At 71.8% G+C, this 24,519-nt stretch carries 22 protein-coding genes and 1 riboswitch; of the genes, 12 read left to right on the top strand and 10 right to left on the bottom strand.

Annotated features, from left to right (window positions below; all coding sequences use genetic code 11):
- Positions 1–194: 194 nt before the first annotated feature.
- The 6 genes from ACZ5L9_RS16660 to ACZ5L9_RS16635 are packed head-to-tail and all read left to right on the top strand — an operon-like array spanning position 195 to position 8,862.
- Entirely contained in the window at positions 195–1,277 is a 1,083-nt protein-coding gene (locus ACZ5L9_RS16660; protein ID WP_464529655.1) for a glycosyltransferase, read from the top strand.
- A complete protein-coding gene (locus tag ACZ5L9_RS16655; protein WP_464529653.1) occupies positions 1,274–1,726 on the top strand; it encodes a hypothetical protein in 453 nt (150 codons plus the stop codon). The genes ACZ5L9_RS16660 and ACZ5L9_RS16655 overlap by 4 nt, the downstream gene beginning before the upstream one ends.
- Complete coding sequence (locus ACZ5L9_RS16650) at positions 1,723–2,949, top strand: hypothetical protein (RefSeq protein WP_464529651.1); 1,227 nt, start codon at positions 1,723–1,725, stop codon at positions 2,947–2,949. Before ACZ5L9_RS16655 ends, ACZ5L9_RS16650 begins: the two co-directional genes overlap by 4 nt.
- Positions 2,949–5,300, top strand: a complete 2,352-nt coding sequence (locus tag ACZ5L9_RS16645; protein ID WP_464529649.1) for a hypothetical protein — start codon at positions 2,949–2,951, stop codon at positions 5,298–5,300. The genes ACZ5L9_RS16650 and ACZ5L9_RS16645 overlap by 1 nt, the downstream gene beginning before the upstream one ends.
- Positions 5,297–6,613, top strand: a complete 1,317-nt coding sequence (locus ACZ5L9_RS16640; protein WP_464529645.1) for a lipopolysaccharide biosynthesis protein — start codon at positions 5,297–5,299, stop codon at positions 6,611–6,613. The genes ACZ5L9_RS16645 and ACZ5L9_RS16640 overlap by 4 nt, the downstream gene beginning before the upstream one ends.
- Entirely contained in the window at positions 6,610–8,862 is a 2,253-nt protein-coding gene (locus ACZ5L9_RS16635) for a glycosyltransferase family 4 protein (RefSeq protein ID WP_464529643.1), read from the top strand. The genes ACZ5L9_RS16640 and ACZ5L9_RS16635 overlap by 4 nt, the downstream gene beginning before the upstream one ends.
- Here the strand turns inward: ACZ5L9_RS16635 and ACZ5L9_RS16630 are convergent.
- Positions 8,841–9,983 (bottom strand): cellulase family glycosylhydrolase, encoded by a 1,143-nt coding sequence (locus tag ACZ5L9_RS16630; RefSeq protein ID WP_464529640.1) that lies wholly within the window; start codon positions 9,981–9,983, stop codon positions 8,841–8,843. The two genes, ACZ5L9_RS16635 and ACZ5L9_RS16630, sit on opposite strands and share 22 nt — an antisense overlap.
- A gap of 19 nt (positions 9,984–10,002) precedes the next feature.
- The gene (locus ACZ5L9_RS16625; RefSeq protein ID WP_464529636.1) at positions 10,003–12,093 is read right to left on the bottom strand and encodes a LamG-like jellyroll fold domain-containing protein; all 2,091 of its coding nucleotides are present in this window, start codon (positions 12,091–12,093) and stop codon (positions 10,003–10,005) included.
- Between the two features lie 184 nt (positions 12,094–12,277).
- Between ACZ5L9_RS16625 and ACZ5L9_RS16620 the strand changes: the two genes are divergently transcribed.
- Positions 12,278–13,297 carry an LLM class flavin-dependent oxidoreductase gene (locus ACZ5L9_RS16620; RefSeq protein ID WP_464529634.1) on the top strand — a complete coding sequence of 340 codons (1,020 nt, stop codon included), beginning with the start codon at positions 12,278–12,280 and terminating at the stop codon, positions 13,295–13,297.
- A gap of 40 nt (positions 13,298–13,337) precedes the next feature.
- Positions 13,338–15,680: an ATP-binding cassette domain-containing protein gene (locus tag ACZ5L9_RS16615; RefSeq protein ID WP_464529632.1), complete on the top strand. Its 2,343-nt coding sequence runs from the start codon at positions 13,338–13,340 to the stop codon at positions 15,678–15,680.
- Here ACZ5L9_RS16615 and ACZ5L9_RS16610 read toward each other — a convergent pair.
- Together ACZ5L9_RS16610 and ACZ5L9_RS16605 are read right to left on the bottom strand one after the other, a co-directional pair.
- Complete coding sequence (locus tag ACZ5L9_RS16610; protein WP_464529631.1) at positions 15,643–16,623, bottom strand: TerC family protein; 981 nt, start codon at positions 16,621–16,623, stop codon at positions 15,643–15,645. The two genes, ACZ5L9_RS16615 and ACZ5L9_RS16610, sit on opposite strands and share 38 nt — an antisense overlap.
- Positions 16,624–16,757: 134 nt before the next feature.
- Positions 16,758–18,467 carry an NAD(P)/FAD-dependent oxidoreductase gene (locus ACZ5L9_RS16605; RefSeq protein WP_464529629.1) on the bottom strand — a complete coding sequence of 570 codons (1,710 nt, stop codon included), beginning with the start codon at positions 18,465–18,467 and terminating at the stop codon, positions 16,758–16,760.
- Between the two features lie 69 nt (positions 18,468–18,536).
- On the opposite strand from ACZ5L9_RS16605, the gene ACZ5L9_RS16600 reads away from it, so the two are divergent.
- A complete protein-coding gene (locus tag ACZ5L9_RS16600) occupies positions 18,537–19,148 on the top strand; it encodes a flavin reductase family protein (protein WP_464529627.1) in 612 nt (203 codons plus the stop codon).
- Between the two features lie 10 nt (positions 19,149–19,158).
- Here the strand turns inward: ACZ5L9_RS16600 and ACZ5L9_RS16595 are convergent, their stop codons facing one another.
- Together ACZ5L9_RS16595 and ACZ5L9_RS16590 are read right to left on the bottom strand one after the other, a co-directional pair.
- A complete protein-coding gene (locus tag ACZ5L9_RS16595) occupies positions 19,159–20,178 on the bottom strand; it encodes a lysylphosphatidylglycerol synthase domain-containing protein (protein ID WP_464529625.1) in 1,020 nt (339 codons plus the stop codon).
- A gap of 57 nt (positions 20,179–20,235) precedes the next feature.
- Positions 20,236–20,499: a lipopolysaccharide assembly protein LapA domain-containing protein gene (locus tag ACZ5L9_RS16590; protein ID WP_464529623.1), complete on the bottom strand. Its 264-nt coding sequence runs from the start codon at positions 20,497–20,499 to the stop codon at positions 20,236–20,238.
- Positions 20,500–20,619: 120 nt separating this feature from the next.
- Here ACZ5L9_RS16590 and ACZ5L9_RS16585 point away from each other — a divergent pair, with 120 nt between their 5' ends.
- Positions 20,620–20,814 carry a hypothetical protein gene (locus ACZ5L9_RS16585; RefSeq protein WP_464529621.1) on the top strand — a complete coding sequence of 65 codons (195 nt, stop codon included), beginning with the start codon at positions 20,620–20,622 and terminating at the stop codon, positions 20,812–20,814.
- A 32-nt stretch (positions 20,815–20,846) separates the two neighbouring features.
- Positions 20,847–21,173, top strand: coding sequence for a DUF4031 domain-containing protein (locus tag ACZ5L9_RS16580; protein ID WP_464529618.1), 327 nt, complete (start codon positions 20,847–20,849; stop codon positions 21,171–21,173).
- A 59-nt stretch (positions 21,174–21,232) separates the two neighbouring features.
- Here the strand turns inward: ACZ5L9_RS16580 and ACZ5L9_RS16575 are convergent, their stop codons facing one another.
- The 3 genes from ACZ5L9_RS16575 to ACZ5L9_RS16565 form a co-directional block, all read right to left on the bottom strand.
- On the bottom strand, positions 21,233–22,318 hold the full coding sequence (locus ACZ5L9_RS16575) for an EAL domain-containing protein (protein WP_464529616.1): 1,086 nt from the start codon (positions 22,316–22,318) through the stop codon (positions 21,233–21,235).
- The gene (locus tag ACZ5L9_RS16570; protein WP_464529613.1) at positions 22,315–22,491 is read right to left on the bottom strand and encodes a DUF1059 domain-containing protein; all 177 of its coding nucleotides are present in this window, start codon (positions 22,489–22,491) and stop codon (positions 22,315–22,317) included. The genes ACZ5L9_RS16575 and ACZ5L9_RS16570 overlap by 4 nt, the downstream gene beginning before the upstream one ends.
- 120 nt (positions 22,492–22,611) lie before the next feature.
- The gene (locus ACZ5L9_RS16565; protein ID WP_464529611.1) at positions 22,612–22,863 is read right to left on the bottom strand and encodes a CBU_0592 family membrane protein; all 252 of its coding nucleotides are present in this window, start codon (positions 22,861–22,863) and stop codon (positions 22,612–22,614) included.
- A 13-nt stretch (positions 22,864–22,876) separates the two neighbouring features.
- Positions 22,877–22,942: riboswitch (guanidine-III (ykkC-III) riboswitch) on the bottom strand.
- 90 nt (positions 22,943–23,032) lie between these two features.
- Between ACZ5L9_RS16565 and ACZ5L9_RS16560 the strand changes: the two genes are divergently transcribed.
- Positions 23,033–23,644 carry a LysE family translocator gene (locus ACZ5L9_RS16560; RefSeq protein ID WP_464529609.1) on the top strand — a complete coding sequence of 204 codons (612 nt, stop codon included), beginning with the start codon at positions 23,033–23,035 and terminating at the stop codon, positions 23,642–23,644.
- 32 nt (positions 23,645–23,676) lie between these two features.
- Here ACZ5L9_RS16560 and ACZ5L9_RS16555 read toward each other — a convergent pair whose 3' ends face one another.
- A complete protein-coding gene (locus ACZ5L9_RS16555) occupies positions 23,677–24,036 on the bottom strand; it encodes a VOC family protein (protein ID WP_464529607.1) in 360 nt (119 codons plus the stop codon).
- Positions 24,037–24,519: the final 483 nt, after the last annotated feature.

Here is a 24,519-nt window from a genome sequence, read left to right as displayed (position 1 = left end):
ACGGAGGTACCCACGGCGCCGCCCCTCCTGACGCCGAGCACCGGTCTAGCCCACCCGATCCGGTTTCGCGCAGGCCCGTCACCCGACCGGAGCGGTCCTCGTTGGACGGGTCGATCGCGCCAGGTCCTCCAGGTCCTCCAGGTAGTGGTCACTCTCGGATCCCCGCCACCCATGCGTCGAACGGAGCCCTCCCCGTGAGCGAGTTGACACGTTGGTTCGAGATCACGCGCCCTGAGCGCGCCGTGACGCCGACTCCGCGACGGATCCGCAACCTGCGCCCGAGCGCGCCGATGTTCCCCGGCTACCGGATCGCCGCGATCGTGCCCTGCCTCAACGAGGCCGAGGCGATCGCCCACGTCGTCACGGGCCTCAAGGACGCCGTGCCGGGCATCGACGTCTACGTCTACGACAACAACAGCACCGACGGGACCGCCGAGATCGCGCGCCGGGCCGGTGCGATCGTCCGTACGGAGCACCGCGCCGGCAAGGGCAACGTCGTCCGGCGTGCCTTCGCCGACATCGACGCCGACATCTATCTCCTGATCGACGGCGACGACACCTACGAGGCCGCGCACGCGCCCCAGATGATCCGGGCGCTGATGGACGGGCCGTACGACCACGTCCTCGGCGTCCGCACCCCGGAGGATGCGCAGGAGGCCTATCGGGGCGGCCACGAGTGGGGCAACCGGCTGCTCAACGGCGTCGTGGCCCGACTGTTCGGGCAGAACGCGCGCGACATGCTGAGCGGCTACCGCGTCTTCAGCCGGCGGTTCGTGAAGAGCTTCCCGGCCACCTCGCGCGGCTTCGAGATCGAGACCGAGCTGACCGTGCACTGCCTGACGCTGCGAGTGCCCTGTACCTCGGTGCCGGTCGGGTTCCGCGCCCGTCACGACGGCAGCGAGTCCAAGCTGCACACCTTCCGCGACGGCCGCCGCATCCTGCACACGGCCTTCTCGCTGTTCCGCTACGAGCGCCCGCTGCCGTTCTACGCCGGCCTCGTCGCCGTCACCGCCCTGCTCTTCGTGCTGCTCGCCTACGTCGGGCACCTCTTCGGGACCGACATCGGCCTCACCGTCGAGGCGCAGTTCGCGGGTGTGGTCACGGTGTCGGTCCTCGTGGCGATCGGCCTGGTCGTCGACGTGATCACGCGCTCGCGCCACAGCCAGAGCCACCTGGTCTACATGCACCATCCCGCCGTGCCCGCGGCGGCCACCGCGGCGGTGGTCACGCTCGCCAGCCCGGAGCGTGAGATGCCGGCGGTCGCGGCTCTTCGATGACCACTGCGCCAACACCCACCGGCCGCCCGGGCGGCCCGTGGGCTCCTCGAGCCGCGCCCGTCCTGGCCCTCGCCGCCCTCCTCGTCGCCGCCGGCGTCCTCGCCTCCCCGGGGCTGCGCCACCAGGCGTACGTCTCGACGCACCGCCTCGCCACCCCGTACGTCGAGCTCGCCTTCGCCTCACCCACCGCGGCCCGTACCTGCTCGCGCGACGTGAACGCCCAGGGCGTCCAGGTCGCGCTGACCAGCCACCTGGATCGCACCACTGCCTTCGACTGGACCTCCGGCACCGAGCACGGCTCGCTCAGCGTCGCGCCGGGCACTCGCGGCATCTTCGGCGTTCGGCTGCCGCGTGGCACCGCGCCGCGGACCATCACCATCACCCTCACCGGTCGCCCCGAACGGCTGGTGCTGCACTGCCACGGAGCAGGGGCAGGGGCAGGAACGTGAGCGCGCTGTGGCGCAACGGCGACCCGGTCGACCTGGCCTGGCGCGGCACGGGCTACATCCGCGGCTACATGCGGATGGACATCCCGCCGGCCGCCCAGGTGCGCCGGGCGCTGGGTCAGATCGCGCTGCGCTCGCCCCAGGTGGGCCGCTGGTGCCATCCGGACGGGCGCTGGCGCCCAGTGCGGCCGCACGAGCTCGACGCCTGGCTCGACCTGCACGTCATCGCCAGCGACCTTCCCCGGATCACGCCGGAGCTCGGGTTCACGCTGCCGCCGCACCTGTCCCCGAGGCAGCGGTTCTCGGTGATGGTCGGCGACGACTGGATGCTGTTCACCGCCGACCACGAGTTCGGCGACGGGCTGACCGTCGACACCTTCAACGGTCATCTGCTGCGCCAGGCCGACGAGGTGCGCATGCTGCCCCTGCCCTGGCGGGTGGCGACGGCGTGGGAGCGGGACCGGGACATCGCCGCGGGCGTCGCGCGGAGCCTGCCGTCGCTGCCGTACGTCCTGCGCCACCGGCGCGCGCTGGCCGGCGGCGCGTACGCACTCGACGACGTCGAGCGCACCCCGACGACGGTCGTGGCGGTCAGCGACCTGCGCTTCACCGCCGCCGTGCGCGACCTGCGCACCCGGCTCTACCCGGGCGCCAGCATGGCCGCGATGGTGGTCGCCGGGATCCGGGCGGGCCTGGCCCGCTGCCTGAGCGAGGCCCGGCCGGGCTTCGAATGCCTCTACAACAGCCGCGCCCAGCGCGAGGGCGCGCCGCTCTGGGGCAACTGGTCGGCCGGCATCTACGTCCGGCCGTCCGACGATCACGACCCGGTGGCGATCTCGGCGGCGATGACCGAGGTCCGCCGCCGGGGCCTGCCGAGCTACTCGCTCGCCTCCCTGCGCGGCCGCGGGCGCCACCGCACCGACACCCACGGCCCCACCGCGGCCGCGACCGGCGCTCCGCGACTGACCGTCTCCTACTTCGGCGAGCACACCGTCTCGATGGTCCCCGGGGCGCGGCCGGGCGAGAGCTTCATCGCGACCTTCAGCCACCCCAACGGCCCGGACTCGATCGTGCTCCAGGCCGTCGAGCTCGGCGGACGCCTGGCGATCAGCGCGGCGTTCAACCCCGACGTGTGGCCGCGCAAGCACGTCGACGAGGCGCTGCGCGACTTCCTCGCCATGCCCCAGCGCGTGCTGGCCTCGCCCGCTGCCCGCCGGACGACGTGATGCGCGGCGTGGGCACCGCCGGCCGCTGGCTCGCCCGGGCGGTACTGCCGCTGCTGCTGGTGCTGGCCGGTACGGGCGTGCTCCTCGCCGGCATGTCGGTGCCGGTGCTGCGACCGCTCCTCGGCGCGGCCGTGCTGCTCGGCGTGCCGACGTACGTCCTGTCGGCGTGGCTCTTCCGGGCGATGGAGGATCGGCTGGTCGCGCGGCTGTTCGCCTTCGGCCTGACGCTGCTCGGCGTGATCGTGGTAGCGCTGGCGCTCAACACGGCGCTGCCGTGGTGGGGCGACGACCGGCCGCTCGAGGAGCGCACCCTGCTGCTCGCCTCCGGCATCGCCGACGTACTGCTCGTGCTCGCCGCCTCGACCCGGGTCACGCTCGTCCGGCCCTCGCGGTGGCGCCGGCAGGTCTCGAGCGCTGCGGCCGCAGCATGGCGCTCGCGGATCGCCCCCGAGGTGGCGCTGGCCGTGATCGCGCTGGTGCTGGCGATCGGCGGGGCGATCCGGCTCAACAACGGCTACTCCGGTGCGGTTGCGGTGGTGGCACACGTGTTGGCGATCGCCGCCCTCGCCGCCGCCGTGCTGGTGGGGATCGCGCCGCGCCGTACGGTCGCGACGATCTATCTCAGCGGCTTGGCGCTGCTGCTCGGCACCTCGCTGCGCGGCTGGTACATCGTCGGGCACGACATCCAGAACGAGTACCTCTCCTACACCCGCACCTTCGAGGCCCGGCACTGGTCGATGGACCAGTACGAGTCGGCCTACCACGCCTGCCTCAGCGTGAACATCCTGCCGACCGTCCTCGGCCAGGTGATGGGCGTCAGCGGCGTGGTCGTCTTCAAGGTCGTCGACCAGCTGATCTTCGCGCTCGTCCCGGTCGTCGTGTACGCGGCCGGCAGGCGGATCGTCACGCCGCTGGCGGCACTGCTCGGGGCGGCGTTCTTCGTCGTCTTCCCGACGTTCCTCACCGACATGCCCTACCTGACCCGTCAGGAGACGGCGTTCCTGTTCGTCGCGCTCGCCCTGCTGGCGGCCGGCGCCAGCACGTACCCGACCCCCGTGCGCCAGTGCCTGACGCTGGTCTTCGGCGTCGGGGTGGTGCTCTCGCACTACTCGACGACGTACATGCTGATCGCGACGCTGGTGCTCAGCCTGATCGGCTCGCGGGTGCTGCCGTGGCTGGCCCGGACGTGGCGGCAGCGTCGGCCGGGCTCCGTCGGCCGCCACCGCCCCCGCGGCGGCCGGGTGACGTTCACCCTGCTGGCACCCGGCGTGGTTGCGGTGCTGGCCGCTGCCGCCTGGACCTGGAGCACGCCGGTCACCCACTCCGGGGGTCACCTCGCCGACACGATCACCGATCTCACCACCAGCCTGATCGAGGGCAAGTCGGTCGTCGGCTCCTCGGACCTGAAGTTCATCGGCGGGGGAGGGCCGAGCGCGCAGGACCGGTTCGACGACTACTACGACGGTCTGCTGCAGGCGCGCGCCGCCTCGCCGGGGCAGTACGTCGTCCCGGCCGTGACCGCGCCGGACGCCGCGCAGCCCCCGCTGACCGAGGTGCCCCCGACCGAGCTCACCGCCCTGGGCCGCGCCCTCGACGCGATCGGCATCCCGGTCGCGCACGGCAGCCTCGCGCTGCGGGCAGCCGCCGGACTCGCGCTGGAGCTGCTGCTGGTCGTCGGGCTGGTGGCACTGTGGATCAAGGTGCGCGCCTCGGGCCGGGTCTGGGACGAGCAGGTGTGGCTGGTGCTCGGCAGCCTCGGAGCCGTCGGCGTGATCGTGGCGGTCCCCGGCCTCTCCGCCGACTACGGCGTGCTCCGCGCCTTCCAGCAGGCGCTGCTGATGGCGGCGCCGCTCGTCGGCGTCGGCCTGATGACGCTCTTCGTCCGGGCACGGCACGCGTACGCCGGCACCGCCGGGGTCCTCGTGCTGCTCGGCGTGAGCCTCACGGGTGCCGTCGCGGCGACCGTGGGCGGCACGCCGGGCGTGATCTCACAGGCCAACTCGGGTCCCTACTACGACCTGCTCTACGCCGACTCGCCCGAGGTGGCCGCGACCCGTTGGCTCGGCACCCAGCTCGCCGCCAGCGACCTGCCCTTCGTGGCCGCGAGCGACATCGTCTCGATCACCCGGCTGCAGACCCGGCTGCCGCAGGACAGCGTGGTCACCAACGACTTCCTCCCGGTCGCGCAGCGTCGCGGCGAGTTCGTCTTCCTCACCAAGCAGACCGCGCGGCACGGACGCGGGACCGTCTTCTTCTCCGGCGATCTGCTGACCTACCGCTATCCGCGCGACGTCCTCGACCGGCGCCTCGACCTGGTCTACAGCTCCGGCGATGCGGAGATCTATCGATGAGTCCACACGTACGCCCCGACCTGCGCCCCGACCTACGCCCCGACCTGCTGGCCCGCGGGCGTGCCGTCCTCGCGGACCCGGTGGTGGGCAACGCGCTGGTGATGGTGCTGACCACCCTGCTGATGGCCGGGGCCGGAACGGTCTTCTGGATCGTCGTCGCACGCCTCGCCCAGCCGGACGAGGTCGGTGTTGCCAGCACCCTGGTCGCCGCCGCGGAGGCGCTCGCCTTCTTCGCCCAGCTCGGCCTCAACGTGAGCCTGCTGCGCTCGATGTCGAGCAGCACCCGGCCGGCCAGCGACGCCGTCACCGCCAGCCTCCTGGTCGGCGTCGCAGGGCTCGTGCTCGCGCTGGCGTACGCCGGGCTCGTGCCCGCCCTGGCACCGGACGTGGCCCGCGCGCTCGGCTGGGCACTGGCTCCGGTCTTCGCGCTCCTGGTCGCCGCCACCGCCGTCAACCAGCTCACCGACAGCCTCTTCCTGGCCCTCGACCGGGTCCGGGCGAACCTGTGGGTGAACGGCGTGCTGACCGGGGCGGTGCGGATGGCACTGCCCCTCACCCTCGCCGGGGCGGGCGCGTTCCGGATCTTCGGCGTGCTCGGTGCGACCAGCGTGCTCGCCGCCGCGGTGAGCCTTGCGGTGATCCTGCGCCGGCTGCCCGATCGGCCGACGCTGCGACCCTCACCCGGCTTCGGAGGCGCCCGCGGACTGGCGGCGTCGGGCTACGTGGTCAACGGGCTGCTGATCGCGCCGCAGCTGGTGCTGCCGCTGATCGTGATCAACACGATGGGCGCGGGCGCCAATGCCGTCTTCTTCATCAGCTTCCAGGTGGCGAACCTGCTCAACCACGCGGTCTACACCGTGGGCAACGCGATGTACGCCGAGGCCGAGCGCAACCCTGCCGCGCATCGGGCGATCGCGCAGCGCGGCGCACGGACGATGGCCGCATCGGTCGTGATCGGCGCCGGCCTGCTGGTGCTCGCCGCTCCGGTGCTGCTCGCGGTCTTCGGCGCGCACTACGCGGACTCCGGCCTGGCGGCGCTCCGCCTGCTCGCCCTCGGCTCCAGCGGCGTGGCGCTCAACTACTGGGTCGCGATGCGGCTGCGGCTGATCGCCTCGGGCCGCACGATGGTGCTGGCACAGCTCCTCTCGACGGCCCTCACCCTGGCCGCCGTCGCCTGGGGCGCCCAGCACGGCCTGGCCGGGGTGGCCCTCGGGTGGTGGATCGGGCAGACCGCCGGAGGAGCGGTCTCGCTGGCGATGACCCGGATGCCGCGTACGGCGGCCCGGCCGCTGCTGGAGGAGGCGCTCGGATGAGCAGGCCCTGGAAGGTCGCCGTGGTGGCGCCACGAATGACGCAGGTGGGCGGCCTGCAGGCGTACGCCTGGCAGGTGGCGCGCTGGCTGCGCGACTCGCCGGACCACGACGTCGTCGTGATCAGCACCCATCCGGGGCGCGGCATCCGGCGCGAGCGCATCGACGGCGTGGTGGTGCTGCTGCTCGGCACCTGGCTGACGCTCTCCAACACCCCGATCAACCCGCTGTGGTGGTTCCAGCTCCGGTGGCTGTTGCGTCGACTGCGGGTCGACGCGGTCAACGCGCACGCGCCGGTGCCGGGCCTGCCCGACCTCGCGATCCTCGCGGCGGGCCGTCGCCCGAGTGTGCTGACTTATCACGCCGGCTCGATGGCCAAGCGCGGCGGGCGCGGACCGGTCGACCGCCTCCTGCTGGCGTACGAGCGCCATGTGCTGCCCCGCATCATGGCCCGCGCGGGCGCGCTGGTGGCCGCCTCGCCGTCCGCGCTGGTCGCCCGGGACCCGCGGGCCGAGGTGATCACGCCCGGCGTCGACCTCGCCACCTTCCGACGCGGGCCGTGCGCCAGCCTGCGTCCGCGCACGATCGGGTACGTCGGGGTGCTCAAGGAGAGCTCGCGCTGGAAGGGCGTGCACGTCCTGCTGGAAGCGCTCGCCCAGGTCCCGGACGCCCGGCTCGAGATCGTCGGCGGCGGCGATCTCGTCCCGGCGCTGCAGGCGCAGGCCGACCGGCTCGGCATCGCCGGACGCATCACCTGGCACGGCGAGCTCGACCCCTGCGACGTCGCCTCGGTGCTGTCCGGCGTCGGCGTGCTCGCCCTGCCCTCGCTCACCGACGCGGAGTCCTTCGGGATGGTGCTGGTCGAGGCGATGGCCTGTGGCACGCCCGTCGTCGCCTCGGCGGTCGGGGGCATCCCGCACGTCGTGCGTGACGGCGTCGACGGGCTCCTGGTGCCGCCCGGAGACCCGCTCGCGCTGGCCACCGCGCTGCGCGCGGTGCTCAACGACCCGCCGTTCGCGGCGCGGCTCGGCACGCAGGGACGCGCCGCGGCCGAGCACAGCTGGTCGTGGGCCCACCAGCGCGCCCGTACCCTCGCGCTCCTGGCGCGACCCGTCCGCCGGCTGCGACTGGCCGTGGTGACCGACGCGGTGGCGCCGTGGCACACCGGCGGCAAGGAGCAGCGGCAGGCCGAGCTCTGGAGCCGGCTGGCCGGAGACCACGACGTCGACGTCCACGTCCACACGATGCAGTGGTGGGAGGGTCCGCGGACGATCGTGCGCGACGGTGTCACGTTCCACGCCCTGATGCCGCTGGTGCCGCTCTACGCCGGCGGTCGTCGCTCGGTCCTGCAGGCGGTGATGTTCGCGCTGGCCACCTTCCGGATGCTCACCCGCCGCTTCGACGTCCTCGAGGTGGACGCGATCCCGTTCCTCCAGCTCTTCCCGGCCCGGCTCGTCGCCTGGGTGCGCCGGCGCCCGATGGCGGTGACGTGGCACGAGTTCTGGGGTCGTGACTACTGGGTGCGCTACCTCGGCCTCGCCGGACACCTCGCGGCAGCGGTCGAGCGGACCGCCGCGCTGCTGCCCGACCACGTCGTCGCGGTCTCGGCGGGCACCGCCGAACGGGTCCGGGCCGCAGGCGGGACCAGCGTCTCGCTGATCACGCCCGGCATCGAGATCGCCAGCCTGCCCGACGCGCCGGCGTACGCGCCGGGGGAGTGCATCGAGCTGCTCTGCGCGGGCCGGCTCCTGGATCACAAGCGCGTCGACGTGGCGATCGACGCCTGTGCCGAGCTGGTGGCCAGGGGGCACGACGTGCGGCTCCGGGTGATCGGCGCCGGTCCGGCCGCGGACGCCCTGCGGGCACACGCCGCGAGCGTGGCACCGTCATCCGTCGAGATGATCGACTTCCTGCCCGAGCACCGCGACGTGCTGCTCGCGATGGCGGCCGCGGACGTGGTGCTCTTCCCCTCCGAGCGCGAGGGGTTCGGCATGGTGGGGCTGGAGGCGCTCGCGATGGGGACGCCGGTCGTGACCTCGAGCCATCCGGACAACTTCGCCCGGCACCTGGTCGAGGACGGCGTCAACGGTGTCGTGTGCGAGAACCGGCCGCACGACGTGGCCGACGCTGCCGAGCTGATCCTCGAGAACCGGGCCACCTACGCCGCCGGCGCCCGCGCGACGGCCGCGCACTACGAGTGGGACGAGATCGCGGCGCGCTCGGCGACCGCCTACCGGTCGCTGCTCGACTGAGCGAGCAGCCGGGCCACCTCGCCGACGGCCGGACGCGCGCTGCCGTCGGCGCGCCACAGCCCGAAGCGTCCGGTGGAGGAGTCGGCGCCCGCATCGTCGCGCCAGGCGTTGAGGAAGAAGCCGCCGACGAGCGGGTCCTGGCGCGCGAGGGTGAGGCCGGCGCCGACGATCGCCGCCTGCTGCTGCTCGGTGACCGCGCGGCCCGCGGGCTCACCGGGCAGCAGGACCGGCGCACCGAACTCGGTCACCCAGATCGGCACGTCGCTCCCGATCGCCCGGTCCACGCCGTCGCGCAGCGCGCCGCCGGGCTCCAACAGGCTCCACGGCGTGGTGGCGTCGCCCGTCGCGGTGGGCGCGTCCGGATAGGTGTACGGGTCGTAGCCGACGCCGTCGACGTCGCATGCGTGGTCGGCACAGGCCCGGGCGGCGAAGGTCGCCGGCGCGATCCCGTCGCCGTCGGCCGTCGTGTACGCGAGACCGCCGAAGAGGATGCGCAGCGGCGCGTGCTGGGCGCGCATCGCCGGGACGGCGGCGGCCAGCAGCCGTCCGTACGCAGCCGCGTCGGGGTGAGGCCAGAAGAGATCGATGTTCGGCTCGTTCCAGAGCTGGTAGCTGGTCACGCCGCGTGGTGCGTAGCGGGCGACCGTGTCGGACGCGAAGTCCGCGAACGCGGCGGCCGACGCCGGCGGGCAGGCGAACCGCTCGCAGCCGCTCGCCCGCGCCCAGGCCGGCGTGTAGGTGAGCAACGCGAGCACCTGGAGGTGCCGGGCGGTGGCCGCGGCGACGATCCGGTCGGTGGTCGACCACGCGTACGTGCCACGGCGGGGCTCGAGGTCGGTCCACGCGAAGTCGACCCGGACCCAGCCGGCCCCCATGCTGACGACGTCATCCATCGCGGCATCGACCTCGCGCTCGTTCGCGCCGACCAGCTGGCGCCCGAGGTTGAGGCCGACGGGAAGTGCCGGCCGGACCGCGTCGCTCTCGGCGCGGCCGTCGTGGTCCCGCCAGATCGGCACCGTGCTGAGCACCGCGATCGCGATCACCACCACCACGAGCAACAGCCAGCCGCGGCGGCGCGCCCGCTCATCGTGCTGCTGCGGATCCGAGCTCCCCGTGCGCACGGCGTCAGCATGCCAGGGATCAGGCGCGCTTGTGGGCGTGATGGCGGTGTCGGTGACCCGCCTTCGGGTGGTGGCGCTTCCGGTGCTGCGACGATGCGCGGGTGACGAGCGCGGTGTGAGCCGGCGCCGTGTCGCACGGTCGGGCGGCGGCCGTCGCGAGCGCCGACACCGAGGTGGCCGGGAGCGCGCTCGGGAAGACCGTCAGGGCGGCCAGGTCGCCGCGGAACCCTCCTCCGATGGATCCGTCCAGCGAGCCGAGCTCGAGACCGGTCAGCGCCGTGGCGGTGCTGGCGACGGTACCGGCGGCGATGCCGTCGACGTAGAGGGTCGTCGAGCTCACTCCCGCGGCAAGGGTGAGGAAGTGCCAGGACCCGGGCACGAGCTGGCCGAACGTCTCCGCACCCGGCGCGCCACCGCCCGCGGGACCGTACGCGCTGATCTGGACGTGCGAGGGCACGTCGTGGGTGAGGTCGTAGGTGCGCAGCAGAGCGCCGGACACGCCGATGGCGTGCAGGAACGGCACGCCGGCCGCCGAGCCGCGGGCGACCTTGGCCCACACCCCCACGGTCCAAGTCGTGGGCGAGCCGGGCACGGGGACGTGGATCTGCTGGCCGCGCGAGCCGATGGTGGCGCCGCCGGCGGGCAGCCAGGCGGGAAGGTCGGAGGATGGCGACGGGGCACCGGCCCAGGCCGAGGCGCTCAGCGGGCTCACCACGGTGGCACCCAGCGTGGCTGCCGTGGCGGCGTAGCCGGCATTGCTCATGCAGGTCGACGCGGTGCCACTCGTGCCAGGACCGACGTGGACGAGGGTCACGGCGCCGTCGACCGGCACGTCGAAGCTGCTGCCGCTGCCCAGCGGTGTCGCCGTGTTGCCGCGTGAGGGACGCTGGGCGGTGGCGGTCACGGGCGCGGAGAGGGAGACACGGACCGAGGTGGCCGCGGTGCCGGACGGAGCGGCGAGCCACAGCGCGACGGTCTGGCCGCCGCCGTTCGGGTCGACGGTGACGAGCGAGCGCAGCAGGCTGCCGCCGCCGGCGAGCGAGACGGCATACGGCGCGGTGCCGCTGCCCGGTGCGACCGTGTCGGCGTCGCTCGTACGCCCGATGTCGCGCAGCAGGCTCTGCACCGCGGTGTAGGCGGGCTTCGGGGTGCCGTCGTTCGCGACCAGCCCGAAGTGCTGCTCCGGGTCGGTCTGGGAGGGGTCGGGCTTCTCGTCGAGCAGCTCGTAGAGATAGGTGCGGGCCACGCCGAGCCGCTTGTTCTCGAGCAGGGAGCGGACCACGTCGTCGGCGATCGCGGTCTGGCTCGACAGGGCGGGGTAGGCGCTGTTCTGGATGTCGCTGAAGCCGGTCTCGGTGACCACCTGCGGCATGCGCGGGCCCTGGGTCGCGGACCAGACCGGGAGCCGGCCCTCGGCGGCGAGCTCGGGGGTCTGCCCGCCGGGGTACTCGTGCGCGTTGCTGACGCTGGCCGCGCTCGTCGCGGCTCCGTACTGGTCCACCGAGTCGGGTCGGCAGAAGGCCGGGGCCAACAGCCCGAGCGGGGAGAGGGCGGGCGTCGACCGCATCGCCTGGAGCAGCTGCCCGGCGTAGGTGTGGAGGTGGGCGGACCAGGCCGAGTCGCCGGAGCAGTCGTACTCGTTGGTCGGCTCGACCGCCTCGGTGCTCGTCGCGAGCTGGGTGAGCTCGGAGAGCTGGTCGGGGTCGACCTGGGGGCCGCCCGATCCGGTGGTGCCGCTGAGGATCAGCTCGGAGCCGATGCCCGCGGCACCGAGCCGTCGCAGCGCCGTCACCTGGTCGGGTCGGTTCGCCACCAGGCCGTCGCGGACGTGCCGTACGCCGAGGTTCCTCAGCAGGGTCAGCACCCGGCCCGGGTCGGCATAGCTGGTGTCGTCGTAGGACATGTGCACGTTGACGCCGACCGAGTCGATCAGCTGCTGGGCGGAGACGACAGCCGGCGTCGCGACGGCGGTCTGCGTGCCCAGGGTCGGGTCGTCGGCCGCGCTCGCGGCAGCGGCGCCGGCAACGGTCAGGCTGACGCCGACCGCGGCGGCGGCGAGGAGCGCGACGGGGCGGCCGAGCGCACGGTCGCGGTGACGGTTGATCTGCATGACGGGCCTCGGCTGGTGCTTCGGTGGCGATCTGCGGATGACGGTCGGATCGACCTGGAGACGGGAAATCTGAGGGGTCCCGGGACCTTCGCGCCCGGAGTCCCTCTCTGTGTCATGCCCCATATCGGCGATATGAAGCATGATCGGCCGGGAATTCCCAGGATGGTTGATGGTTTAATCAGTTGTGAAGAAGATCGGTTTCCTCTCCTTCGGGCACTGGTCGCCGTCGCCGCAGTCGGCGACGCGGTCGGCCTCCGACGTCCTGCTCCAGTCGATCGACCTGGCCGTCGCGGCCGAGGAGGTGGGCGCCGACGGCGCGTACTTCCGGGTGCACCACTTCGCCCGCCAGCTCTCCTCGCCGTTCCCGCTGCTCGCCGCGATCGGGGCCAGGACCTCGCGCATCGAGATCGGCACCGGCGTCATCGACATGCGCTACGAGAACCCGCTCTACATGCTCGAGGACGCCAGCTCCGCTGACCTGATCGCCGGGCACCGGCTGCAGCTCGGCATCTCGCGGGGGAGCCCGGAGCAGGTCATCGACGGCTACCGCTACTTCGGCTACCAGCCCGCCGAGGGCGAGACGGATGCCGACATGGCTCGCCGGCACACCGAGGTCTTCCTGCAGATGCTCACGGGGGAGGGGTTCGCCCAGCCGAACCCACGCCCGATGTTCGCCAACCCGCCGGGCCTGCTGCGGCTCGAGCCGCACTCGGAGACGCTGCGCCAGCGGATCTGGTGGGGCGCCGGCTCCGACTCGACCGCCCGCTGGGCCGGGAGACTCGGCATGAACCTCCAGTCCTCGACGCTCAAGGAGGACGAGTCCGGCGAGCCGTTCCACGTCCAGCAGCGCAAGCAGATCGAGGGCTACCGGGAGGCCTGGGCGGAGGCCGGGCACGTCGGGACGCCCCGGGTCTCGGTGAGCCGCTCCATCATGCCGATCGTCGACGACATCGACGACATGTACTTCGGCGGAGAGGGCGAGAGCCGCGACCAGGTCGGGCAGCTCGACAACATGCGGGCGGTCTTCGGCCGCACGTACGCGGCTTCGCCGGACAAGCTCGTCGAGCAGCTCAAGGACGACGAGGCGATCGCCGCTGCCGACACCCTGCTGCTGACCGTGCCCAACCAGCTCGGCGTCGACTACAACGCCAAGCTGCTGGGCAACATCCTCGAGCACGTCGCGCCCGCCCTCGGCTGGCGCTGACGCCCCGCCCCGCACCCGGAGGGCTGGCTAGGCTCGCCCCGTGCGAGCCGACAGCCATGACGTCATCCGGGTGCAGGGTGCGCGGGAGAACAACCTCAGGGATCTGAGCATCGAGATCCCGAAGCGGCGGCTCTCGGTGTTCACCGGTGTCTCCGGGTCGGGCAAGTCGTCGCTGGTGTTCGGCACCATCGCGGCCGAGTCACGACGGCTGATCGACGAGACGTACTCGACGTTCGTGCAGGGCTTCATGCCGAATCTGCCCCGCCCTGAGGTGGACGCGCTCGAGGGCCTGACCACCGCGATCATCGTCGACCAGGAGCGGCTCGGCGCGAACCCGCGCTCCACGCTGGGCACCGTGACCGACGCGAACGCCATGCTGCGCTCGCTCTTCAGCAGGCTCGGGGATCCGTACATCGGCGGTCCGACCGCCTTCTCGTTCAACATCCCCACCACGCGGGCCAGCGGGGTGATGACCGGACCGAACGGCGAGAAGAAGATCGTCAAGGACGCGGTCTACCTCGGCGGCATGTGCGCCGAGTGCGAGGGTCGCGGCACCATCTCCGACCTCGATCTGTCGGTGATCATCGACGAGTCGAAGTCGCTGCGCGAGGGGGCCATCCTGGTCCCTGGCTACACCGCCGACGGCTGGATGGTGGCGACCTTCATCGAGTCCGGCTTCGTCGACCCGGACAAGGCGATCCGCGACTACTCCGACAAGGAGCGCCACGACCTGCTCTACAAGCAGACGACGAAGATCAAGGCGAAGGGCATCAACGTCACCTACGACGGCCTGATCCCGAAGATCCGCAAGTCGATGTTCGCCAAGGACGTCGACGCGCTGCAGCCGCACATCCGGGCGTTCGTCGAGCGGGCCGCGGTGTTCAAGACCTGTCCCTCGTGCGACGGGACGCGGCTCAACGACCCGGCCCGCTCCTCGCTGATCGGCGGGCGCTCCATCGCCGACGTCTGCGCCATGCAGATCACCGACGCCGGCGACTGGCTGCGCACGGTCGACGATCCGGGCGTGGCGCCGCTGGTCGCGACGATCCTGCGGCTCCTCGACGCCTTCACCGAGATCGGGCTCGGGTACCTCTCGCTGGACCGCCCGTCGGGGACGCTGAGCGGGGGAGAGGCCCAGCGGACCAAGATGGTCCGCCACCTCGGCTCGGCGCTGACCGACGTGACGTACGTCTTCGACGAGCCCTCCGTCGGACTGCACCCGCACGACATCGAGCGGATGAACAAGCTCCTGCTCGACCTGCGCGACAAGGGCAACACCGTGCTCGTCGTCGAGCACAAGCCGGAGACGATCGCGATCGCCGACCGGGTCGTCGACCTCGGTCCCGGAGCCGGCGCGGCGGGCGGCACTGTCTGCTTAGAGGGCACCGTCGAGGGGCTGCGGTCCTCGGGGACGCTGACCGATCGCTACCTCGATCACCGGGCGCGGCTGAAGGAGGCCGTACGGACGCCGTCGGGACGGCTCGAGATCCGTGGCGCCGACACCCACAACCTGCGCGCGGTCGACGTCGACATCCCTACGGGTGTGCTCTGCGTCGTCACCGGCGTCGCCGGCTCCGGCAAGTCGTCGCTCATCCACGGCCACCTGCCGACCGGGTCGGTGATCACGGTGGACCAGGGCGCGATCAAGGGCTCCCGTCGCTCCAACCCGGCCACGTACACCGGCCTGCTCGAGCCGATCCGCAAGGCGTTCGCGAAGGCCAACGGGGTGAAGCCGGCGCTCTTCTCGGCCAACTCCGAGGGCGCCTGCCCGACCTGCAACGGCAACGGGATGATCTACACCGAGCTCGGCTTCATGGAGACGGTGGCCAGCCCGTGCGAGGACTGCGGCGGCAAGCGCTTCCAGGCCGCCGTACTGGAGTACCGGCTCGGTGGGCTCAACATCGCCGAGGTGCTCGACCTCTCGGTCGCCGACGCTGCGGCGTTCTTCGCCGACGGCGAGGCGAGGACACCCGCAGCGTCGAAGATCCTGGCGACCCTGGTGGACGTGGGGCTCGGCTACATCAAGCTGGGTCAACCGCTGACCACGCTGTCCGGCGGGGAGCGCCAGCGGATCAAGCTCGCCGCCCACCTCGGCTCCGCGGACGCCGAGGTGATCGTGCTCGACGAGCCGACCACCGGGTTGCACCTGGCCGACGTCGACAACCTTCTCGGCCTGCTCGACCGGCTCGTCGACGACGGGAGGTCGGTGATCGTGATCGAGCACCACCAGGCGGTGATGGCGCACGCCGACTGGATCATCGATCTCGGCCCCGGAGCCGGCCACGACGGCGGCCGGATCGTCTTCGAGGGCACAGCCGCGGAGCTGGTCGCCGAGCGATCGACGCTCACCGGTCAGCACCTGGCGCAGTACGTCGGGGCCTGACCGCCTCGACGGGCTCGACCGGCTCCGGCGCGTGGACCGGATCCGCAGGAGCCGCGTTGCGCCCGGCCAGCAGGCTCGTCACGACCGTGACGGCCAGGATCGCGACGATCACGCCCAGCGAGGCCATGGTGGGGATCTCCGGCACACCGTGCCAGCGCCCGTGCGCCCAGTGCAGGGCGAGCTTGGCGCCGATGAGGATCAGGATCATCGCCAGCCCGTAGCCGAGGTGGGCGAGTCGGGAGAGCGCGCCGCGGAGCACGAAGTAGAGCGCCCGCAGGCCGAGCAGCGCGAAGGCGTTGGTGACGAAGACGAGGTACGGGTCGCCGGTGATGCCGTAGACCGCGGGGACCGAGTCGACGGCGAACACGAAGTCGGTCGCCAGGACGGCGACCACGACCACAGCGAACGGGGTCAGCCCGATCCGGCGGGCCAGCCGGACGATCCGCATCCGGTCGGGATCGAGCGTGTGCGAGACGCCGCGGACGGTGTCGCGCAGCAGCTTGAGCCCGGTCGCGACCAGGACCGCTCCGAAGAGCAGGAAGATCACGTCGTAGCGCGCCAGCGCGGCCGCGCCGACGGCGATGAAGACACCGCGCAGCACCAGGGCGCCGGCGATGCCGTAGAGCAGGACCTTCTGCTGCTGCTCGCTCGGCACGGCGAAGGCGCCCAGCAGCAGCATGAAGACGAAGAGGTTGTCGACGCTCAGCGACTTCTCGACGAGGTAGCCGGCGTAGAACTCCGTCCCGGTCTGTTGGCCGTGGCTGATCCAGAGCCAGACGCCGAACGCGATCGGCAGGGCGAGGTAGAACGCCGACCACGCGATCGCCTCGCGCATGGTGACCTCGTGTGGTCGGCGGGTGAGGGCGAGGTCGAGCGCGAGCAGGGCGACCACGCCGGCGATGGTGAGCGCCCACAGCGTGGGGGAGGCGATGCTGGTGATCATCGTTGGTCTCCTCAGACGGATGCGTCTGAGGTCTTCCTCACCTCGCGCGCTGGTCGCGAGGCGTCCTCCGAGGCGACCGTGGAGCCGCCGTACTGACCGGAAGAGCTTGGTGAGGTACTCCCCTCGGTTTCACCCTAGCGAGGCGCCCCAACCGCGGCGGCCGGTACGAGCGAGGCGAGGTACTGGTGGACGAGGGGCACGACGGAGGCGCCCTCGCCGGAGGCCGACGCGACCCGCTTCATCGACCCGGCCCGGATGTCGCCGACGCTGAAGATGCCCGCGACGCAGGTCGCCAGGCTCTCCGGCGGCAGCCCGGCGGACCAGAACTCCGTCGGCACGTCACGTCCGGTCTGCACGAAGCCGCTGGCGTCGAGACAGATCTCGTCGGGCAGCCAGTCGCAGTTGGGCTGGGCGCCGAGCAGGAGGTAGAGCCCCGCGCACCCGGCGTCCTGCACCGCTCCGGTCTCGACGTCGCGGATCGAGATCGTCTCGAGGGCGGTGTCACCGCCGGCGCCGACGACCTCGGAGCAGGGTCTGACCGTGATCCGCGGACTGTATGACATCTCGCGGATCAGGTAGTCCGACATCGTCTCCTCGAGCCCCCTGCGGCGGACGAGGATGGTGACCGAGCGGGCGAACCGGGCCAGGTGGATCGCGGCCTGACCTGCGGAGTTTCCCCCGCCGACGACGTACACGTCGCGTCCGGCCATCGACCGCGCCGAGCTGGCGGCCGCGCCGTAGTGGACGCCCTTGCCGACCCATTCCTCGACCGAGTCGACCGCGAGCCGTCGGTACTCGACACCGGTGGCGATGACGAGCGCGCGGGCCTGGATCGAGCCGCCGTCGGTGACGAGCGTGTGCGGTGCGCCGTCCCGCCCCGGGACCAGCGAGGTGACCGGCCAGCCGGTGGCGAACTGGGTGCCGAAGCGGATCGCCTGGTTGCGGGCGCGCTGCGCCAACCGCATGCCGGAGATGCCGCGCGGGAAGCCGAGGTAGTTGCGGATCATGGACGAGGTACCGGCCTGGCCGCCGATCGCCTCGGCCTCGATCACCGCCGTCGAGAGCCCCTCCGAGGAGCCGTAGACGGCGGCCGCGAGACCGGCCGGGCCGGCGCCGACCACGACGAGGTCCTTCACGTCGCCGTCGGCGGCGATCTGCTCGGGGCGACCGTAGAAGCGGGTCGCGACCTCGCGCACGCTGCTCACCGGGCCGGACTGGCGGTTCATCGACCACACCACCGGAAGCGTGATGTCGCCGCCATCGGTGGCGAGCTGGTCGAGGATGTGGCGACCGACCTCGGAGTCGGGGGAGTAGGTGTGCGCAGGCATCCCCATCCGCTCGAGGTAGTCGCGGATCGCGACCACGAGCGGGTCGTTGCCCTCGGTGATGATCTTGGCCGAGGCGACCTCGGGGTCGACGACGGTCGAGCCCCAATCGCTGAGCAGCTCGGTGATCGCGGTGTGGAACTCCTCGTCGCGTGCGCCGCGCGGGGTGAGCAGGAACGCGTCGTACTTGCCCAGTGCCAGGCCGGGACGGAACTCGGGGGACTGGCGCAGGAAGTGATCGACGTGGGCGCAGACCACCCGCCGTGCCGTCGGGACGATCGAGCGCCACGTCCCCGCGGTCTCGAAGAAGGGCACGCCCGGCAGCACCGACTCGGTGACGAGCAGCGCGATCGGGCGCTCCTGCGCGACCAGGGTGGCAAGGTCAGCCGTCATCGCGACCGAGGTGGTGTGCAGGTGCACGTCGTAGTCGGCCGTGTATCGGAAGAACTCACGCTCCAGGACGTCGGCGTGCTCCGGTGCGCAGATGGCGATGACAGGGCGGTTGTCGGCCTCGGGCATGAGGACATCATGACGCGCACCGGGCATCCGATGCTGCCCCTCGACCGGGCGCAGGCCAGGCTTTCCCCCATGACGCACTTCTACGAGCCCCGCGAGGGCCACGGTCTGGCGCACGACCCGTTCGGCTCGATCGTCGGGCCACGCCCCATCGGGTGGATCTCATCGCGGTCATCGGAAGGGGTGCTCAACCTGGCGCCGTACAGCTTCTTCAACGCGTTCAACTACGTGCCGCCGATCATCGGCTTCGCGTCGGTGGGCTACAAGGACACCGTCCGCAACGTCGAGGCCACGGGGGAGTTCTGCTGGAACCTCGCCACCCGATCGCTGATCGAGGCGGCCAACGCGTCGTCGGCGGCGGTCGCGTCCGACGTCTCCGAGTTCGACCTGGCCGGTCTGACGGCGGGGGAGGCGCGGATCGTCTCCGTCCCACGCGTGCAGGAGGCGCCGGTGTCGTTCGAGTGCCGGTTGAGCGATGTCGTACGCCTGCGCGCCGCGAGCGGCACCGAGCTGGCGACGTGGCTCGTCCTCGGCGAGGTCGTCGGCGTGCACATCGCGGCCCACCTCGTCACCGACGGCGTCTACCGTACGGCCGACGCCGAGCCCGTCCTGCGCGGCGGCGGTCCGACCGACTACTTCACGATCGACCCCGCGAACCTGTTCCACCTGCGCCGACCGAGCTGAGCCAGCCACCTCAGCCGATGTGCTGGCCGCCCCGGGCGCCGCGAAGGATGCTCTTGAGGTCGGTCGAGGTGGCGGTGGTGCGGCGCCAGATCAGCAGGGAGGCGGTCCCGAGGACCAGCGGTCCGCCGACGATGAAGACGCGCCACACGATGAGTCCGGCGATCGCGGTGGCCTCGATCTCCTGTCCGCCGACGGCGCAGACGGCCGCGAGCACGACCGAGTCGACCAGTCCGAGTCCCGAGAACGGGAAGAGCGTCAGCGGGTAGGCGATCAGGTAGGCGGCGAGCACCTCGACGACCGGGGCGTCGCCGGCGCCCAGTCCCACGAAGCGCAGGCAGAGGATCAGCATGCTGACGTCGACCAGCAGCATCCCGCTCAGCGCGATCAGCGAGCGCGGGAATCCGTAGTCGAAGCGGGCCGACACATCCGAGCGGAAGCGGGTGCAGGCCGCCGACCAGGCGTCCGGGTCGACGTCGCGGAACCGTCGTGCCACCTGTCCCGCGCGCGTCCCGATCGTCGCCGCGAGCGCCTCGCTGCGCATCACCAGCGTGAGCACGACCAGGATCGCGGCCGCGACGGCGATGCTGGCCAGGTCGATCAGCCGGATCCCGAGCGCGTCGCCCTTGAGCACGACGATCAGGAGCCCGACGGCGGGCGCGCTGAACCGGACGATGTAGAAGGTCAGCGTGTTCATCAGGGTGCCCGCCATGCCCCGGGCGATCGAGACGCCCCAGGAGCCGAACATCGCCGTCCGCAGCGCCAGGTCGCTCGGCGGCGGCGCGATCGTCGACATCAGGATCGCGACCTGGTCGTTGAGCGTCGCCAGGTAGGGGGAGACCCCCTCGATGTAGAGCGAGAGCGGCAGCGCGTTGAGGACCTGCCGCACCAGGAGCAGCCCGATCAGCAGCGGGACCTGCCACCAGGAGAGGTGGGTCAGGGCGCGCCACACCTCGCCCCAGTCGACCCGGCCGATCAGCCGTACCGCCACCACCGTGACGACGACGGCGACCACCACCAGCACTCCGCGCACCAGCCAGGCGCGCCCCCGCCCGCTCAGGGCGTCACCTCACCGGCCGGCCGAACGAACTCAGCCGCGCTTCTTGCGCAGCCAGGGGAACATCGACCCGACGACCGCGCCGGCCAGGAAGATGATGAGGAGCCAGATCCAGCTCGGCATCGACACCGTCCAGAACAGGAAGTGGACCTGTCGCGACGCGGTGTTCTGGAAGACGAACACCAGGGCGAGTACCGCCAGGACCCCTGCCACGACGACCCGGACGCTGACCGTCCTCGACTCCGACACCTGTCCCGACATCTCGAACCCCCATCTCCGCAGCCCCCGGCTGCTCATGTGGTTCATCTTGGTCGCGGCTGCGCCGTTTGGCTACGGCTGTGGCTCGCGGCTGGGTCGGCGACGCCGGTCGGGGGCGTCATGGACCGACGCATGTCGCGTCGTGGGTACCGGTCGCGGATGAGCGAGACACCGAGCGAAGAGCACATCCATACGCGTGCTGAGCTGCTGGCCGAGGAGCGTCACGCCGGCAGCGACGATCCCGAGGCGCAGGCCGAGGCGATCCTGCAGGAGTCGGAGGAGCGGACCAACGACCCCGATGGCACGGTGGCCGAGTCGGTCCAGACGAGCACGCCGGAGCAACGCCCGGAGTGAACGGAGAGCCGGGAGTCAGGGAGGATGGGCCGGTGGCTGCCTATATCGACGACTACCGGATCGAAGCTCAGGTCGGCCACCTCAGCGCGCACTGGTCGCACCTGATGGCGGACTCGCGCGACGAGCTGCTGGAGTTCGCGCAACGCCTCGGCCTCAAGCCGGCCTGGCTGCAGGACAAGATCAGCGGCGTGCACTTCGACGTCACCGACGACATCCGCGCGGAGGCGATCCGACTTGGCGCCATCCCGATCAGATGCCGTTCCGAGGAGTGGAAGCGCGTCGTGGACGAGGCCCGCCAGCAGTTCAGCGGGGAGCGGCGCCCACGGCGCTACCCGCGAGCACCGGCCCACCAGGTGTGACGCCGAGCAGGCGCGGGGGAGCGGCCCGCCCGGACGTACGGGTCAGACGCGTGCACGGGTCAGGACGTACGGGCGAGCGCCTCGATGAGCCGCTCCATCCGGACGACGCCGACGTAGCGTCCCGCGCTGTCGGTGCACACCAACGGCTGGAACCGCACGGCCGGATCCCGCACGATCGCGCGCTGCGCGGCCTCGGCCGTCGGGGTGTCGAGGTTGATCCGCAGGGACGAACGCCGGACCGCGTGTGCGGTACCGGCCGCGTCCACGGTGGCCGCGGGGCGGCCGTGCTCGTCGACGACGACGGCGATCTCACCCTCGTTCAGGTGGCGGTGGATGTCGCCGGCGCTCCTGCGGTTCACCACCGGCATCTGCTCGAGCAGGCTGCGCAGGGTGCCGACGTGCGGGTCACGGCTGGAGCGCCCCGCGATCCGCACCGCGAGATCGGGATCGAGCGTCTGGGTGCCCGGCGCGGGCCGGGCCAGGAGGTAGCCCTGTGCCAGCGGGACCCGGAGGTCGAGCAGCACGTCCAGCTCGGCGCTGGTCTCGATGCCCTCGGCGATGACCCAGGCGTCGATCCGGTCGGCGAAGCCGCCCAGCACCTCGACCAGCGCACGCTTGGCCTCGTCCCGGTCGATACCGGCGACGAGCTCGCGGTCGAGCTTGATGAAGTGGGGTCGCAGCGCGAGCAGGTGCTGCAGCCCGGCGTACCCGGCGCCCGCGTCGTCCACCGCGAACATCGCGCCGCGCGTGCGCAGCTCGTCGAGGACGGGCTCCAGAGCGGCGTACGACTCGATCCGCACCTGCTCGGTGAGCTCGATGACGACACCGGCCAGCGACGGGTAGGTCTGCCACACCTCGCGCACCGGCGGCGCGTCGATCACGTCCGGCCCGACGTTGACGGTCAGGAACGTGTTCGGCGGCAGCGACTCGCGTCTGGCCAGCGCCGAGCGCAGCGCGGCCGCCTCGGCCTCGACGCCGCGCCCGTACTGGCGGGCGGTGGCGAACACCTCGAACGGTCCCGGTCCACCGGGGAACCGGGCCAGTGCCTCGTACCCGACGATGTTGCCTCGAGCGAGGTCGACCACGGGCTGCAGGTGCGAGGTGACCCCGCGGGCCAGAAGCCAGTCCAGATCCTCTGGACTCACGCCACCTCGCGCATCGCCGCGCGCACCTGGGAGACGAGCTCCGGCGGGATCGAGGTCAGGCTGTGGTCGCGACCGGCGTGGACGGCGACCGCGGCCAGGATGTCGTCTTCGGAGGCACCGGCGAACTCGGCGTCACAACCCGGCACGACGTCACCACACGCGAACTGCTTCAACGGAATTCCCTTTCCTGGGGCGCGCGACCCTTTTCGCGCTCCTGCTCTGACTCTTCGGCCGACGGGCGCACGGTCGGAGCCGAAACGTCCGATCAATGCGCCCCGATGAACGCGTTGCGATCAGTGCGATGCGGCGACCGTACGACCGGAGGCCTTGCGGAGGATCGAGGTGAGCGAGACCAGCGCCCACACTCCCTCGAGCAGGATGAAGCCCCACTCGTGGCCGACCACTGCGGTCACGGTGAGGGCACCTGAGCCGATGGCGTTGACCGCGAGGTAGAGATAGGACGACTGCGGCAGGCGGCCGCCGAGCGCGGCCATGAAGGCGGCCAGGATCAGCAGCGAGCCGGCGATCTGAACGACGTCGTACATGACGAGACTCCTCAGCACGGCGTCTTGTCGCTGACCGGGTACGTCGCTGCTCGTCCGGGACGTCGGGAGGGACGTCGCCTCCAGTCTCGCAACACCTGTCGCGATCCGACAATCGGCGCCCGTCCTGCGAGCGTGGCTGGGTGGCCCCTGGGCGTGAGACGATGCTCGCGTGGGCCCGACATTCCTGTTGACCTCCCTCATCGTCGTCCTGCTTCCCGGGGCGGGAACGATCTACACGCTCGCGGCCGCCTTGGGCAGAGGCACACGGGCGGGGCTCCTCGCGGCACTGGCGTGCACGATCGGGATCGTGCCTCACCTCCTCGCAGCGATCACCGGTCTCGCCGCGCTGCTTCAGGCGAGCGGCGTCGCCTTCGCGACACTCCGGTACGCGGGCGTCGCCTACCTGCTCTACCTCGCCTGGGGCACGTGGCGAGACACCGGAGTGCTGCGGCTGGTGCCCTCGGACGCCCGACGCTCGGTCGGCCGCGTGCTGGCGAGCGGGGTCACCGTGAACCTTCTCAACCCGAAGCTGACGGTCTTCTTCTTCGCGTTCCTCCCGCAGTTCGTGCCGCCCGGCTCGGCAGACGCCCTGCCACGCATGCTGCTCCTCAGCGGCGTCTTCATGGCCATGACCTTCGCCGTCTTCGCCGCGTATGCCGTGACGGCGGCGGCGCTGCGTGACCGTGTGCTCGGCAGCACCGCCGTGATGCGGGGACTGCGCAGGTTCTTCGCGATCGGCTTCGCCGGCCTCGCCGCGCGGGTGGCTGTCGAGCCGCGGTAGAACGCCGACGGGTCCCGGCATGGGGGAGACGGTTATGTCAGCCTGGTCGCGCGACGCTCGACCAGCTCGTAGAGCTGCCCGTCCGGTGCCGTGAAGTGGACGTAGCGCTCACGCGCATTGCTGCCCGGCTCTCCGGCGACGATGCCCGCCGCTCTCAGCTCGGCGACGGCAGCGTCCAGGTCGGCCACCAGGAAGCCCAGCGACCTGGTGGTCACACCCATCCCACCGGGCGAAGCCACCGCGAACGAGCTGCCGTCAGGCAGGTCGAACAGATCCGACTCGACACCGTCGACGTGACGCTGCGGCAGACCGAGCACATCACCGACAAACCGCGTCATGTCAGCGCGCTCCGACGTGGACGTGCCGGCGAAGCAGGTTCCCAGGATGTGCACGTGGAAAGCGTAGCGAGGCCGACCCGGGTCGTGTCCGTCCTAGGCGTTTCGCCCGCCTCGGAGACGCAGCACCACAAGCCAGCCGGGAATGACGAGCGCCCCGGCCAGCACGAAGGCACCGGCTCCTACCGCGCCGCGATGGTGGTGGACGTGGGCCAAGGTGACGCGCTCGACGACCGATGCGACCGCCAACGCGACGGCGATCCACCACCACGGCACCGCCTCGCGACGCTCCGCATCGGTCGCAGGCGTGCTGAGGCCGAGGAGGTCGCGAAGGGTGACGGCCCGAGCCTCACGGCGCCGGTCCCGTGCGCACGTCCGACTTCTCGGCCCAGCCGCGACCGACTCCGATCCACAGAGGTTGGCTTACTCGTACCCGGTCGTAACATCACCGCATGGACTCGACGCCTGACCTGCCTCGTTGGCAGATGCTGCTGGAGCGAGTCTCCGAGGGCGTCGAGTTCTTCCTGCAATGGGTCCTCT

This window comes from Nocardioides sp. JCM 18998, assembly GCF_055391535.1.
Note: the sequence above shows the minus strand (reverse complement) of the source record. Positions and strands in the feature narration are given on the sequence as shown.

Coding starts and splice junctions, on each gene's coding strand:
- ACZ5L9_RS16655 (WP_464529653.1), top strand. CDS start 1,274: ATGACCACTGCGCCAACACCCACCGGCCGCCCGGGCGGCCCGTGGGCT.
- ACZ5L9_RS16645 (WP_464529649.1), top strand. CDS start 2,949: ATGCGCGGCGTGGGCACCGCCGGCCGCTGGCTCGCCCGGGCGGTACTG.
- ACZ5L9_RS16640 (WP_464529645.1), top strand. CDS start 5,297: ATGAGTCCACACGTACGCCCCGACCTGCGCCCCGACCTACGCCCCGAC.
- ACZ5L9_RS16635 (WP_464529643.1), top strand. CDS start 6,610: ATGAGCAGGCCCTGGAAGGTCGCCGTGGTGGCGCCACGAATGACGCAG.
- ACZ5L9_RS16625 (WP_464529636.1), bottom strand. CDS start 12,093: ATGCAGATCAACCGTCACCGCGACCGTGCGCTCGGCCGCCCCGTCGCG.
- ACZ5L9_RS16610 (WP_464529631.1), bottom strand. CDS start 16,623: ATGATCACCAGCATCGCCTCCCCCACGCTGTGGGCGCTCACCATCGCC.
- ACZ5L9_RS16605 (WP_464529629.1), bottom strand. CDS start 18,467: ATGCCCGAGGCCGACAACCGCCCTGTCATCGCCATCTGCGCACCGGAG.
- ACZ5L9_RS16600 (WP_464529627.1), top strand. CDS start 18,537: ATGACGCACTTCTACGAGCCCCGCGAGGGCCACGGTCTGGCGCACGAC.
- ACZ5L9_RS16590 (WP_464529623.1), bottom strand. CDS start 20,499: ATGAGCAGCCGGGGGCTGCGGAGATGGGGGTTCGAGATGTCGGGACAG.
- ACZ5L9_RS16585 (WP_464529621.1), top strand. CDS start 20,620: ATGAGCGAGACACCGAGCGAAGAGCACATCCATACGCGTGCTGAGCTG.
- ACZ5L9_RS16565 (WP_464529611.1), bottom strand. CDS start 22,863: ATGTACGACGTCGTTCAGATCGCCGGCTCGCTGCTGATCCTGGCCGCC.